Origin of the sequence: Glycomyces sp. L485, from assembly GCF_022548875.1 — a bacterium.
Lineage (GTDB): Bacteria > Actinomycetota > Actinomycetes > Mycobacteriales > Micromonosporaceae > Glycomyces.
Genome location: NZ_JAKZEW010000003.1, coordinates 199,603 through 213,131 on the forward strand (window position 1 = coordinate 199,603; position 13,529 = coordinate 213,131).

Annotated in this window: 14 protein-coding genes; 3 read left to right on the forward strand and 11 right to left on the reverse strand. The window is 69.5% G+C overall.

Annotation, left to right across the window (positions count from 1 at the left end; translation table 11 throughout):
* Positions 1-65 precede the first annotated feature (65 nt).
* The gene (locus tag L0U85_RS03365; protein WP_241376301.1) at positions 66-536 is read right to left on the reverse strand and encodes a hypothetical protein; all 471 of its coding nucleotides are present in this window, start codon (positions 534-536) and stop codon (positions 66-68) included.
* Between the two features lie 86 nt (positions 537-622).
* The gene (locus L0U85_RS03370; RefSeq protein ID WP_241376303.1) at positions 623-1,015 is read right to left on the reverse strand and encodes a hypothetical protein; all 393 of its coding nucleotides are present in this window, start codon (positions 1,013-1,015) and stop codon (positions 623-625) included.
* 87 nt (positions 1,016-1,102) lie between these two features.
* Here L0U85_RS03370 and L0U85_RS03375 point away from each other — a divergent pair, with 87 nt between their 5' ends.
* Positions 1,103-1,753, forward strand: coding sequence for a hypothetical protein (locus L0U85_RS03375; RefSeq protein WP_241376304.1), 651 nt, complete (start codon positions 1,103-1,105; stop codon positions 1,751-1,753).
* Here the strand turns inward: L0U85_RS03375 and L0U85_RS03380 are convergent.
* Together L0U85_RS03380 and L0U85_RS03385 are read right to left on the reverse strand one after the other, a co-directional pair.
* Positions 1,743-2,717, reverse strand: a complete 975-nt coding sequence (locus L0U85_RS03380) for a DUF4192 domain-containing protein (protein ID WP_241376306.1) — start codon at positions 2,715-2,717, stop codon at positions 1,743-1,745. The two genes, L0U85_RS03375 and L0U85_RS03380, sit on opposite strands and share 11 nt — an antisense overlap.
* A 96-nt stretch (positions 2,718-2,813) precedes the next feature.
* Positions 2,814-3,137 carry a hypothetical protein gene (locus L0U85_RS03385; RefSeq protein ID WP_241376308.1) on the reverse strand — a complete coding sequence of 108 codons (324 nt, stop codon included), beginning with the start codon at positions 3,135-3,137 and terminating at the stop codon, positions 2,814-2,816.
* 641 nt (positions 3,138-3,778) lie between these two features.
* Here L0U85_RS03385 and L0U85_RS03390 point away from each other — a divergent pair.
* Positions 3,779-4,258, forward strand: a complete 480-nt coding sequence (locus L0U85_RS03390) for a hypothetical protein (RefSeq protein WP_241376311.1) — start codon at positions 3,779-3,781, stop codon at positions 4,256-4,258.
* An 11-nt stretch (positions 4,259-4,269) separates the two neighbouring features.
* Positions 4,270-4,482 carry a hypothetical protein gene (locus tag L0U85_RS03395; protein WP_241376314.1) on the forward strand — a complete coding sequence of 71 codons (213 nt, stop codon included), beginning with the start codon at positions 4,270-4,272 and terminating at the stop codon, positions 4,480-4,482.
* Between the two features lie 264 nt (positions 4,483-4,746).
* Here the strand turns inward: L0U85_RS03395 and L0U85_RS03400 are convergent, their stop codons facing one another.
* The 7 genes from L0U85_RS03400 to L0U85_RS03430 are packed head-to-tail and all read right to left on the reverse strand — an operon-like array spanning position 4,747 to position 13,503.
* Positions 4,747-5,577 (reverse strand): replication-relaxation family protein, encoded by an 831-nt coding sequence (locus tag L0U85_RS03400; RefSeq protein ID WP_241376316.1) that lies wholly within the window; start codon positions 5,575-5,577, stop codon positions 4,747-4,749.
* Between the two features lie 11 nt (positions 5,578-5,588).
* Complete coding sequence (locus L0U85_RS03405; protein ID WP_241376318.1) at positions 5,589-7,883, reverse strand: TraM recognition domain-containing protein; 2,295 nt, start codon at positions 7,881-7,883, stop codon at positions 5,589-5,591.
* Entirely contained in the window at positions 7,880-8,992 is a 1,113-nt protein-coding gene (locus tag L0U85_RS03410; RefSeq protein ID WP_241376319.1) for a M23 family metallopeptidase, read from the reverse strand. The genes L0U85_RS03405 and L0U85_RS03410 overlap by 4 nt, the downstream gene beginning before the upstream one ends.
* Before the next feature lie 5 nt (positions 8,993-8,997).
* Positions 8,998-10,755, reverse strand: coding sequence for a DUF87 domain-containing protein (locus L0U85_RS03415; protein WP_241376322.1), 1,758 nt, complete (start codon positions 10,753-10,755; stop codon positions 8,998-9,000).
* A complete protein-coding gene (locus L0U85_RS03420) occupies positions 10,752-11,615 on the reverse strand; it encodes a PrgI family protein (protein WP_241376323.1) in 864 nt (287 codons plus the stop codon). The genes L0U85_RS03415 and L0U85_RS03420 overlap by 4 nt, the downstream gene beginning before the upstream one ends.
* Positions 11,612-13,102: a hypothetical protein gene (locus L0U85_RS03425; RefSeq protein ID WP_241376325.1), complete on the reverse strand. Its 1,491-nt coding sequence runs from the start codon at positions 13,100-13,102 to the stop codon at positions 11,612-11,614. Before L0U85_RS03425 ends, L0U85_RS03420 begins: the two co-directional genes overlap by 4 nt.
* Positions 13,102-13,503, reverse strand: a complete 402-nt coding sequence (locus L0U85_RS03430) for an Mbov_0395 family pilin-like conjugal transfer protein (protein WP_241376328.1) — start codon at positions 13,501-13,503, stop codon at positions 13,102-13,104. The genes L0U85_RS03425 and L0U85_RS03430 overlap by 1 nt, the downstream gene beginning before the upstream one ends.
* Between the last annotated feature and the right edge of the window lie 26 nt (positions 13,504-13,529).

The window sequence follows — 13,529 nt, forward strand, 5'->3', positions numbered from 1 at the left end:
ACATGGCGAGCCGGCCCCGACAGGACGTCGAGACCGGAGATGGGGATGCCGTGTAGCGGCTGGGTTCAGCCCTCGGCCGGTCGTTTCGGTCCGGCGGCGCGGATGCGTTCGGCGACCCGGTCGCTGAACAGTCGCCTGCCGTCGTGGACGCGCAGCCGCTCGCCGCGCTCGGAGGGGCCGAGTCCGGCGTAGCGGCGCAGCCGGGGCAGGTCGGTCGCGTCGAAGGCCTCGGTGGTGAGGGTGGCGAACGTCGAGCCGGTGTCGGGGTGCTCGAATTCGACGACGACGGCCCCAGCCGGTTCGAGCGGGGTGAGTCCGTTGTGGTTCCGGTCGGCTACGGCGCGCCGGAGAATGTGGCGGCCGAGGACGACGCCCCACAGGGGTTTGAGAGCTCCGGGAGCGGCAGCGGGCAAGCCCGAGGCGTCGGCTTCGGCGTCGTGGGCGATGCGGCGGCAGGTCCAGCAGATCCGGCCGGGCACGATGGTGTCCATGCCGCACAGACGGCACGGCCGTTCGTGGCTGTTGAGATGGGACATGGCGGTCTTCCTGTTCGAGGCGATTCGGATGGGGAGACGGCGATGGCCGCAGCCGGGAGGCTGCGGCCATCGAGGACGGGACGGGTTCAGGCGGGGACCGAGAGCGTGGCGCGGGTGGCGAACAGCTCGGCCCTGAGGGCATCGCGTTCGGCTTCGAGCGCCGCGCAGCGGCGTCGCAAAGCGGCGATGTCGCTGGCCGGGTCGAGCGGCGCGGCCGTGGCCCGGCACTCGCGGCAGTGGTGCGGCCAGGGGTGCAGGTCAACCGGGGCAACCATTTGCCGCTGCGGCCACACCTCGAACTGAGGGCGGTCGAAGGCGACCTCCACCAGATCGACCAGGGTGCTCTCGATCGTCGCCGGGCAGTAGTACGGCGCGAGCGTGTTGACCGCGGCGGCGCCGGGGGCCGGCAACCACAACCAGGGCCTGGCCGCGACTCGTTGCCCTGGCTCCAGGGACACAGGGGTATGCGGGTGGTTCATGGATGGATTCCTCTCGTTGATGCGATGGCATGGCGGGATAGGGATTTGGACCCTGCTGCGGGCGGTGAGTCTCGGTAGCCTGGAGCGATGCACCCCTGGACTGCGGCCCTGCTCGCCCTGGTCGCCGCGCTGCCGTTCATCGCGGCCGCTTGGACGACGGTGCCGAGACGGTTGCCAAGGCCGTCGTTTCGCACCCGGAACGGACGGGTGCTGTGGTCGATTGCGGCGGCGCTGTCGGCCGTAGCGCTCACGCTCGCCTTGAGCGGCACGACCTCACTCGGCCTGGTGGAACAATCGGCGCTGCTGCTCTTCGCTGCCGCCGCGCCCGGCATCACGTTGTGCGACGCGGTCACCCGCCGCCTGCCGTTCTGGATGACCTACGTGCTCACCGCTGCGCTCGCCGGAGTCCTCGTCTGGGACTTCCTCGTCGAGGACGGGCGGACACCTCTGGTCGGCGCACTGCTCGGCGCGGCCATCGCGCTGCTGGCCCTCGGACCGGTCGCGCTGCTCTCCGGCGGCGGCCTCGCCAAGGGCGATGTCGTCATCGCCGAGGTCTACGCCGCGCCGCTGGGCATGATCGCAATCGCCTCGGTCGCCTGGTGGCTCGTCCTCGGCTTCGCCCTCGCCCTGCCCGTCGCGCTCCTGCGCTGGCGACAGCACGGACGGTCCCACCGGATGCCGCTGGGACCATTCCTCCTGGCCGCGTGGGCAGCCGTGGCGCTGGCGGTTACTCGCTGAGTCGCCGTTCGCTGCCCGACTCGCCGATGGTGGCGAGCGTGGCGGGCGGCAGACCGGACTGAAGCGCCGACAGCAGCATCTGGGCCAGCCGGTAGGACGGGTCGGCACGCAAGGCCACTTCGAACGCCTCCAGGGCGAGCACCCCGTTGCCGCAGCGGTAGGCGGCGAATCCGGCGACCGTGGCAGCGGGGGCGACCAGGTCGTCCTCCAGGTGGCGGGCCACCCAGATCCACAGGTCGAGCCGAGCCCGGTCCGGGTGGGTCGCGATATCGGACAGCACATGGTCGCGGAGCTCGACGTCGGCGAGCGCCAGTCCCAGACGCGCAATCGCCGCGGGCCAGGGCAGGACGGGGAACTCCCACCACTGGTTGAGGTACTCCAGCTCGCGGCGCCGCCAAGCGACCCGGTCCCGCTGTGCTTCGTCCTCGCGAAACTGGTTGACGTCTGCGGCGACCGCCGTTCGGGAATCGGCGCCCGCCGGGTCAAGCAGCGCGGCGACGGCGGCCCGATCGGGCCGGGCGACACCGCCTGCGGCGATGATCGAGAGCACCGCCTCGGGCAGTTGCGGGACCGGTCGGCCTTCGGGTGGACAGCACGACTCATCGCAGGTCAGCGCCCAGTAGCGTCCTTGATCGACCCGGAGGATGTCGAGCGCGGCGATCCCCGCCGCGTCGAGCCTGCGGCCGGTGACCGAGGCGACGGCCAGGGCGATCGGCTCGGGCCCGTAGACGATCGCGACGGCTTGGCCGCAGTTGTTGCGCGTCAGCTGGGCGACAAGGTCGCGTACTTGATCGGCATCCTCGGTCCACTCGGGCAGGTCGACGCGGAACGTGCATTGGAGGCCGCTCTCGTTGAGGCCGAGGACAACGAGGCTCGACTCCGGAGCGAAGCCGAGCAGGTGGGGCACGACGGCGACCAGGTCGCCGGGGCCGTTGATCTTGATCGGCGCGGTGTGCTGTGACATGGCTATTCCCTTCTGTGTGAGCGCCCGGTTGGGCTGGGTGTGGCTGATGACTGTTTGCGGTTGGTGTCTACGACTGGAACGAGTCCAGGCGTTCGATCAGGACCCTGCGACGCGGGTGCGCTTCTTTGCAGCGACGATGACGGCGAGCGGGTCGCGCGGGGCGTCGAGGTCGCATTCGAGGCAGTCGCAGCCGATGCGGTGGAGGCTGTCCGGGTAGGCCCATTGCGGGGAGTTCCAAGGGCCGGGGACGGGGAGGTTCACCAGGACGGCGTGCGGGTTGGGGCCCGGGGTGAAGCCGGCGACGACGGCTTCGACGAACCTCGGAGAGATGAAGTCGGTGAAGCGGCCCTTGCCGGTCGGGATGGTGATGGCCGGGCGAAGGCGGACCGTCTGGCCGATGGCGAGGTGGGCGATGTCCATGAAGAGACTCCAATCGATTCGCGGGCATGGCGATGACCCCGAGCGGTCGGCTCAGGGTGTGCGTGGTGGATGCGGCCCGTGCGGGCTGCGTGATTGGCCGCGCGTGGGCGGTCGGCTCACAGAGGCGCTGCGTCTGGTGGCTGTCGTGTGGGCCCGACCGGTGTCCCGGTGGGGCGATCCACATCCGGTTCAGTCACCGGTAGACGGAGCGGGCTCCGAAGCGGGGATTACGTCAAACGTGGTGTGATGCTCCGACCGTAGCCATTGAGCAGGAGAAATGCACGGTCACAAGCGATCACAGCCGTTCACAAGCGGTCACAAGCCCGAATGTCTCGGCAATGGAGGGACCTGAGGCCCCAGAATGTCAGCGGAACCAATGCCCAAATATGGGGAGCGGGAAGGCAGAGGGGTCCGGGTTTGCAAGTAACGACATGAGGTCGAAGGATTCTTCGTCGCTCAGCTCGGATGGCTCGAAGAACGGCGCTGCCAAGAAGGCTGAGAGCAAGCCCAAGTCGGAGACCAAGGCCGCATAAGCCGAGGGCCGGGTACGGCCCTCGACCGCTGGGGTTCGCTCGGGAAATGACCGCTTGCCGTCCTCCAGGCCGCCGCTCACCGTGTGGAATCCTCAACGGATGAACTGGATGGAGTTCGTCGCCGCTCTGACGGAAGTCCTCGTCTGGCCGCTCGCTGTCGTGGTGCTCGTGCTGGTCTTCCGCAAGCCCCTCTCGAAGCTGATCGCGCTCCCGCTGGAACGGCTCTCGTTCCCAGGCGGCGAACTCGTGTGGCGTGGAATGATCGCAGACGCCTCCGCGCTGTCGCAAGAATCTGAGCAGGAAACGCGAGATGTTCAGGAAGTCCTTGAGGGAGACCAGATCGCCCCTCCCGAAGAAACGGTCTCGTGGGAGCTTGAGAAATTTGGTTTCGATCACGCGCTGTTTCAAACGGTGAACGATGGGCCTCCGGTCGTCGCTCGGGTTGCGGGGATGAACGGGCTTCGCCAGTTCATGAACGACGGCTCTATAAGCTCACCGGGAACGTGGGCGGGATCGACCTTCGCGAGATTGCTCGCACAGCACAATCGGCGGGGATCATCGAGGTCAACCTCTTCGAGTCGTTGTTGAGTATCGCCGACTTGAGCGACCTGTTGACGCACGGTGCGATCCGCGAGGACTCCTCCAAGGTGATTGACTTGCTCAAGCTCATCCGCAACGCGCATCGTCAGTTCACGGTGCAGGCGCTCGGGTTCACGGTTATGGGTCCAATCCCTGAACGGGCAGAACGACGCGCGAACGACTGGAGGCCGCTGAACAGGCAGGCCAACTCTGAAGCCAAGAACTCTGCGTAGCTGGTCAGAGGCTGTGTAGCCGGACCCCTAGACGCGAAGTGTCGCACCGCCGAGTGCAGCAACTTGCCCTCCGAGGGCGAGAGCGATTCGGTGCCCTGCTGTTCTGGGGATATGATTTCGGGTTCGCTTCGAGGCCGGAATAGGGGGTGCTGCCTGGGGTTTCGGGCTGTGTTCGGGGTGGTGTTGTCATGGGACCGGGCGTGGGGCAGGCCGTAAGGCCAGGTTGTTAGACCTGGCCGTAAGGGTCGGTCGTGGCAGGTTCGCCTACGGCAGTTCGGACCGGTGGGCGATCTCGGCGAGGGTGAGTCGCTTGCCGTAGCCGATGAGCCGCCAGTGCGATCCGGTCGGACGCGCTCCGGCTTCGGTGGTGAGGGCTGTGGCGACGGGGAACTCCAGCGCTTCGCGGGCGGCTCCGGCGTGGAAGTGGTCTTCGCGGGCCCGGCTGGGCAGGGTGAATAGGACGGTGCGGGACCGGCCGCCGTCGAGCGGCCGGTAGCGGACGTAGCGGCGCAGCTTCGCGATGAGCTGGGTGTGGGTCTCGGTGCCGGTGTCGTGTTCGTGCCAGGCCCGCAGCTCGGGTCCGCCGCGCCACTTGAGGACGTATCCGGCATCGGGGCGCAGCTGCCCCGAGCATGCCTCGGCGGCTTCGGTCTCAGCAAGCCATTGGGCGATGGTGAACACGCCGCCGGAGTGCCGGGCGTCGGCGTGGAGGCAGGCGGCGAAGGCGTTCACTGCTTCGAGGTGAGCCCGGTGGCGGGAGACGGCGAGCCGCTGCATCTGCCACGAGCACCACTGCCGGGTCGGGGGCTTCTCGGCATTGCGCATCGCCCAGATCGCGTGGCCCCATTCGCCGAGCGTGTAGCGGTAGGCCGCACGGTGCCCGGGCCGGAACCGGGCGAGCACGCCGAGCTCGGTGAGGGTGAGGATGCGTTGGCGCGCCGTCCACTCCGAGGTGAACCAGATCGCGGTGATCATCGGCGCGGTGAGGATCTTGTGAACGGCGAGCGCATCGACGATCGCGATGTCCCTTTCAGTCAAGCGCGGATAGAGCCCGGCGAAGTCGACGGCGGTGCCCTGCTGCTTGGCGGCGGTCATTGTTCGTTCTCCTAACGGTTGCGGCCCGCAGATTTCGACGACTGCGGGGTGAAAGCGGGCTCGGCAGCGGCCAGGGCCCGGACGATGTCGGTCTGGCCGACCGGTTCGGCCGGAGGCAGGGTGGTGAGCGTGCAGGCCGGGAGCGTGCGCCCGTCGTGGAAGGGGCGGGCCGCGACGGTGAACGCGGGCAGGTGTTCGAGGTCGTGCTCGGAGAGGTTCGGGGCGGTGTGCCGGGCCAGCAGGCGCGAGTCTTCGGGGCTGGTCGCGAAGAACACTTTCGTCCTGGCGTTGGCGGAGACGGCGAACTGGAGGTCCCGGTCGAGCTGGGCCCAGTGCTGGTGGGCCAGGACCATGCCGAGGTGGAGGCCGCGAGCTTCGGCAAGCATGTCCTCGACGGCGTACGGGAGATTGAGGAAGTTCTGGAATTCGTCGAGGTACAGGGTGGCGTCCCGGCGTTTCGCCTCGGGGAGGCGGGCGCGGGCGGTGGCCGCCTGCCAGACCTTCGCGGTCAACACCGACCCGAGCAGCCGTGCGGTGTCGTCACCGAGGACGCCCTTGGGAAGCCGCGCCAGTACGATCCCGTCCGAGTTGAGCGCGGCTTCGAGGTCGAAGGCGCGCTCGGGTGAGCCGATGGTGTCGCGCACGAACTCATGCCCGAGCAGCGCGCGAATGCGAGAGAGGACCGGCCCCGCGGCTTGGGACTGCACGGTCTGCGAGAGCTGGTCGAACCAGTTCCAGAACCCGCCGAGCACCATCGGGTCATCGATCGCGGCCACCAGCGGCGCCCGGTAGGCCTTATTGGTCAACAGACTCGGCAGATGCCGCAGCGCCGGGTCCCCGGCGACGAAGAGCGTGCGCAGCGAGTTCCTGAGAATGTCATCTGCCCTGGGACCCCAATGCCGCTCCCAGATACGGCGGCAGATGCCAGTGAAGTGGTCGATCACGACCTCGGAGTCCAGCCCGGCGAGCGGATCGATGCCTGGATGCGGGCCTCGCTGAGCAGGGTCGATGAGGACCAGCCGGTTCTTCGCAGTGGCCGGATCGAGACTTGCGACGACGTCATCGACGAGGTCGCCCTTGGGGTCGATGACGACCACCGGCCGGCGGGCGCGGACGTCGCCCATGATCAAGTGGTGCAGCAGCACCGACTTACCCGAGCCGGTCGGCCCGACCACATGCGTGTGGTGGCGGCCGTCGACGACGCTGATCGCCAGCCTGCGGCCGTCGGCGCCGACGCCGAGCGTCTTGGTGTTCCTGCCGCCGGAATTAGCGCCGACTGGCGCGGCGACGCTGCGGGCCCCGGCCCGCTCCAGCGCCGGAACGACCTCGTCCGAGGGCAGGTGCGCGAGCGCCCCGATCTCGGCGCAGGTCAAAACAATCGCACTGTCGGGTGCCCAGGTGTTGCACCACGCGGCGCTGCTGGAGGAGGGGCGGCGGCGGATGCCCGTGGCCCCGGTGAGCGCGCTGGCCGCGCCGCCGAGCCGGGCGGCGTGCGATTCGGCCGCTTGCGTCTTGACGTCGTCGGGGCCGGTGACGGCCCAGCGGACGCCGGTCGCCCACAGTAGCCCGCCGATCCGATCGGCGGCGGTACGGCGGTGGCGCGCCACCGTGGTCGGCTCGCGGACGGATCCGGTGGTCTTCGGTCCGCCGAGTCCGAACAGGTCCAGGACCTCGTCCAGCAGCCCGGTCCGGTGGTGGTGCGCGCCGTCGGCGGTGCGCCGCAGGGTGCGCACTTCCCGCGGAGAGGCGGGGCGGGCCGCGATCTGGACGATGGCGACCGTATTCCGTCGTCCGGAGAGCCCGGCGGCGATGAGACCCCGGACCCGGTCTACTGGCGCGTCTGTCGCGACCGGAGTGTCGGCGAAGCCCGACCAGACCAGGCGTCCACCGGGCCGGTGCTCGCCCTCGGGTAGCGGCGGCTCGGCGTCGGCGACGGTGCAGCGCGCCCCGGGCCATGCGGCCTGGACCGCATCGGCAGCGATTCCGGCGCTGAGAGATGAGGGCAGCCACAGCCGGACCGTCATCGCGCCCGTGCTGAAGCGGTATTCGAAGACCACGTGCGGCTGGCCGCGCCAGAACCGCTGCCACGGGGAGCGGCTGATCGCCCCCAGATGTGCCCACAGCGCCTCGGCCCCACGGGGATCGACCTCCGGTGGGGCGGCGATATGTACATACTGAGATCCCGGAGTCCAGGTCCGTGCGTCGCGCCGATGCAGGATAAGGCGGATAGTGCCGACCGCGATGAGGCCGAGGCCGGCGGTGAGTATGATCCAGGCCGAAGGCAGTGCCAGCAGTGAGTCCATCATGGATACTCCTGGAGGGTCACGCCGCGCGCGGCCATGAAGTCGAGGGGTGGAGTTGCCGAGGATTCCGAAGGATTTTCGGCACGGTTGTGGCTCTCGAAGTGCAGGTGAGGGCCGGAGGAGCGCCCGGAGGAGCCGACTTCGCCGATGACCTGTCCGGCCGCGACCGCGTCGCCCACCGTTACATCGGGCTCGGACAACAGGTGACAGTAGCGGGTGAGCGTGCCGTCAGGGTGGGCGATCTCGACATACCAACCGCAGCCGCGGACCTCGGGTGAGCCGTCCACATAGCAGGAGTAGGGCTCGCCGGAGGCGGTGTAGGCATTGCAGCGGACCTTCACCACTACGCCGGATCCCGCCGCGAGAATCGGTGTGCCCTTCGTGCCAGGAAAGTCGACACCATCGTGGCCGGGCCTCTCAGCAGTTCTGAATCCCGAGGTGACGACGTGGCCGGGAAGCGGATGCGTCCAACCCTCGGCCGAGATGACCGATCCTGCCGCGCGGTCGCAGTCGATGCGGGCGGTGACGCCCTCGACAATCGCGGTGGCGGTCTCCTCGTGCTTGGCGTAGGCGTCGGGGAACGCCGAAATCTGCACGAGTTGGGCGGCCTCGGTCAGCGGGCGGGTCTCCCAGTCGTCGACGTCGACGAGGGCATTGTAGAACTTCGCGGCGGCTGTGGCGGGGTCCATGAGTTCGTCGACGCTGCCCCAGCCGGAGGCGGGGCGCTGCTGGAACAGACCGAGTGAGTCGTGGTCGTAGCCGGTGCCGTCGTTCGGGAGCTCCAGTGAGGCGGGGTGGTTGGGGTTAGCAAGGTTGCGCAGTCCGGATTCCTGCATGGCGGTCGCGGTCGCGATGACGACGGCCCGCTCGGACAGCCCGAGGTCGGCACCGGTGACGTAGATGGTGACCGCATGCGCAATCTGAGTTTGGCCGTAGGCGGCGAAATCGCGTTCGAGGTCGGCCGCAACGGTGACGGCGTCGACGGAGCACCCGGCGAACCATCCGAACCCGAACCACGAGGTCAGGGTCTGGGCTGCGGCGCCAACGACGCCGACCGCGCAGCAGCACACGGTGATGACCACGGCGACGAGACATGAGGCGATTCGGCGCATCGACCTCACCACTGCTCGCCGTCGAGCGCTTCGAGACCGGTCAGGCACAACCGGTGCTCCTCGGGCGCGGCGATGGTGGAGAACGCCACCCGTGTCTGTCCTGCCAACAACAAGGCATCGCCCCTGCGGGCGGTGGCGAGCAGGTCGGCCTCGGTGTCGGTGAGCGCGAACGCGCTCGCCACCGCCTGAATCGACTGCGGTGCCTGCCGCAGCAGCACTTGCGTTGCCGCGTTCGCGATGACGGTGTGCCCCAGCGAGGTTGACAGCAAGTCGTCAGCGTCCTGGGTGATGACCATCAACCCCGCGTTGCGTTTGCGGGCCGACTTTGCCAATCTCGACAAGAACGCCGCGCCCGCGCCGTCGCGTAGCAGCAGCCACGCCTCGTCCACCGCCACGAGCCGCCGGACGCCGTCGGTGCGCAGTGAGCGCCAGATCGCGTCGAGGACGACGAGCGTGGTGACCGCCGCCATCTCCTCGGGGACTGAGGAGAGGTCGAAGACGTGCAGGCTCCCGGACCCGGCGGTGGCAGGATGCTCGGTGTGCCCGGCGAGCAGGCTCGACAAGCCGCCGCCGGTCACGAAGGGGGCGAGGCGAGCGGCCAGACTCCGGCCGGTCTCGGAGGACTCGGCCAGCAGGGCGGACACGTCGGGCATCGTGGGGGGCTTGCGCCGCCACGTCGCGGGGTCGTCGCTGATTCCGCAGGCGGCATAGGCGGCACCGACCGCCGCGTCCACCGCCGCCGCTTCGGTACTCGACAGCGCCTCGCCGAGCGCGGTTTCGATGACGGTGGCGCAGAAGAGCTTGCGGCGCGTCAGGTCCTCCGGGCTCGCCTGGGTCGGGAGTGCGAGGGGGTTGATCGGCTCGCCGGCCGCGCCGGGCGTGGTGACCGTGCCGCCGACCGCTCCTGCGAGGGCCCGGTACTCGCCCTCGGGGTCGATCACGGTGACCGATGTGCCCTGGTAGAGCTCGCGCAGCAGCGTGGTCTTGGCGAAGTACGACTTGCCCGCGCCGCTGCGGGCGACGATGACGGAGTTGTAGTTGTGCTCACCCCACCGGTCCCACAGCACGGGCGCGCCGCTGATCGCGTTGAGCCCGTAGAGGACCGCCCGGTCGCCGACCGGTCCGGGCACGTCCGGGGATCCGAACGGGAAGCTCGCGGCGGCGGTGTCGGTGTCGACCGTACGGCGCGCCCCGAGCGCATCGATCCCGACTGGGACGGTGGAGGTCAGGCCCTGGAGCGGCCGGTATGTCGCCGGGCGCAGGTCGCACATCATCGCTGCCGCCGTCGCCCGCAGCCGCGCGCACGATCGGTCCAGTGCTTCTGGTGTGGGGGCGTGCACGGTGACGTACACGCTCATGGCGTGCAACCGGGTGTCGCCGCGCGCGATCCGGGCGGCGAGTCCGGCCGCGTCTTGGGCAGCGGCGTCGAGCTGGGGATCGTCGAGCCGGTCTTTCGCGGCCACATACCGCTGCGTCGATTCCATCCGGGCCCGCTGCTTGCGCAGCCGCGCGGCGGCGATCTCGGCCGGGACACCGTCGAGGTGCATGGTGACTTCGAGCCGCGTGGCCTGGTCGATGAAGGGCTCGGCCCAGGCGTAGGACACCATGCCGGGCCAGCCGACCAGGATGAGCGTGGCCGCCCACCCGTCGCCGGTCTGCACGCGGCGCGCCTCCGGCACCAGCGCGTCCGGCCACAACTCGACCGAGGCGTCGAAGGACTCACCGCCGCCCCACAAGCCGCGCAGCCATGCCATGCCGCTCATGCGATCCGCCTCCCCGGCGTGCCGAACGGATCGACCCCGGCGCGAACCCGCTCGCACAGCCCGGCCCGATCGAGCAACGTCCAATCCGCGCCGATCGCGGCGGCGAAGTCACCTACTGCACCTGCTGCGCGGTCGGCCGTCTCGGCGCTCTTCGCGGTCACCACGACGGTGATCTGCCGATCGAGCAATCCCTGGGTCCGCACCAGGCCGGCCAGCCAGGCGGCATGTGTCCGGGCCGAGGCCGCTACCGCCGGGTTGGTGTGCGCGGCGGCGTGGTCGTCGAGCGCCGCGACGTAGCCTGAAAGGTCGACCGGTCGCGTGGCGACGACGATCTGCAAGTGGGCGTCGAGGCCGTAACACAGCCGGGCGAGCGCGGCGACCATGCTCGTCTGCTCGCCCGGCCCCAGCAGGTCGAAGTTCACGCTCCGCACATCGACCGCCCGCGCGAACCCGACCGCCCCGAGATCGATCAAGCCATCTGCGGCCACTTCGCGGACCGGGCCGGTGAGCACCCCCGCAGGCGGGACTGGTTTGCCGCGCCGTTCCATCCGCAGCGAGGCCGCCTCGCCCCGCCCGGCGGCGAGCGGCGTCCGGGGCATGGTGACCGCTGCGGCGATGAGCCGGTCGAGCCCGACCCCGTCCACGCGGCCGATCGCCACCACCGCGCACAGCGCCACCGGCACCAATGCCAAGGGCATGATCAGTTCCGGCGGCACGGTCGTCTTGAGCGATTGCCAGATCAGACCCGCCGCGAGGCCGGAGGGGGCGAGCATGAGCAGCTGCCGCACCGTCAGTCCGAACAGGACTCGGTCTTGGATGTCGATGTCGGCCGGGACTGGAACCGGCGCGGGAGTGTTCACGGTCGCCTCCTCGAAGGGTCAGCATTGGTGGACGGCTCGGCGTCGATGACCACCGGTGTGCCGGTCCCGACGCGGCGACTCGGGCTCGGGTGTGGCGGGGCCGGCTCCGGGGGAATGGTCGTGACACGGTGACGGCGGCGCAGCCGCTCCCACCGCGACGGCTCCGAAGGTGCCCGGGAGGTCGTAGCGGGCCGCTTGTCGTGGACGGGGGCGATGGTCTCCGTCGGCGGCGCTTTCGGCTGCTGCGGCGGCCGATCCGGAGTCGCCCCGGTCTGCCAAGGCCGCACCGAGGGCGCTTCCAGCTCGTGCCGCTGCGGACCGGACGGCAGCTGCTCACTGCTCGCCGGATTCTGGTGCGGGCGGCGCGGCGGGTTTTCGGCGTTCTCCCCGGCAGCCAGCGGCGGACCACCGAGAGCGGGCTGAGCCGGATCGACCGGTGCCGGACGAGGTTGCGGGCGCGGCCGGGGACCCGGAGGGCGGGGAGTCGGTCCAGATCCGGGCGGCGTCGGAGGTCGCGGTCCCGGTGGCGGAGGCGGTGCGGGCGAGACGTTCTGCTGCTGCACGGCTCGACGGTTCCGGAAGCGGCCCAGCGCGAAGGCGGCGAGCTTCCCGACCGGATTCAACTTGAACAGGGCGATGCCCACGGCCGAGCCGACGACCGCTTTCGCCATCCTGGAGCCGGGCAGGCGCAGCGGTGAGCCCTTCGCCCAGACGAACAGGTCCTTGTGGAGTCGCCAGGCCACCCAGGTGAGCACCAGCATGTAGAACGGGCGCAACGAATAAGTGAGCAGGACTTCGACGTCGTCGAGGTCGGTGTAGATGTTCATCCACACCCAGATCAGCGCCGCCTGCCCGACCGAGGAGAAGAAGCAGGCCCACAGCATCCGCCACCACATCCACGCCAGGCCCTCGGTGAACGGCAGCGCGTGCGTCGCCAGCGCGATCGGCGCGAAGACGGCGACGACGAACCACGCCATGTTCCGCGTGAGCATGCACAGCCACAGCACGAACGCAGCAATCTGCTGCACGACCGCGACCCCGAAGTCAAGACCCGAAGGCGCATCATGTGAGGCGACCTTGAGCATGTCAAGGAAGTCGCCCCCGGCCAAGGAATCACCCATGGCTTCCCCGAGGGTGAAGGCAGCGGTGATCTCGATGTTGAAGTCCTGGACGAGCCAGATGATGTTGGGCGCGAAGTAGGCAAGCATGAACCCGGCGATCAGGCGCGGGACGATCTCGCGGGCCGAGTAGCGCTCCTGAAGGCTCTCGGAGGTCATCACCACCACTGCGCCGATGCACACCGCCAGGCCGTAGGTCCCCATCACCAGCAGCCGGAATGAGGACGACAAGGGTGTGGCGATCGCGGGGAAGACCGGGTTGAGCGCCACCAGCGACAGCGCCACCATCGCCTCGACCAGGTCCAGACTCGTGTCGCGCAGTTCGTCGAACGCCCACTGCTTCGCGGAATCCCAGATACCGGCGGCCATCAGTCGTCCACGTAGGCGTGGGTGCCGACCATGTATTCGAGGATCTCGATCAGCACCGGAGCGAACAGCACCAGACCGAGCCCCACCGCCGCCGCCCGGAGCGCCGACTTGGCCTTCTCGGTCTGTGCCGGATCGGACGAGGCCATGTACCTGATCCCGGCGATCGTCGCCATGATGACCGCGAACAGCCCCGCCAGCCCCATGATCCAGTTGCGGATCCGGTTGAGCATCGACGTCACTGTCTCGGTCGTCGTCTGCGCCAACGCTGGGGCCGCGTCGACCGCGACCAGTCCGGCGACGAGCGCGCCGGCCAGGGCGAGCCGCGCGCCCCACACGGTCGCAGGGCGAGCGGCGAAGCGGCGCCAGCGGCCCGGCCTCGTCTCGGTGGCAGCAGGTTCCACAGCGCACCTCCCAGAAAGTCCTGGAA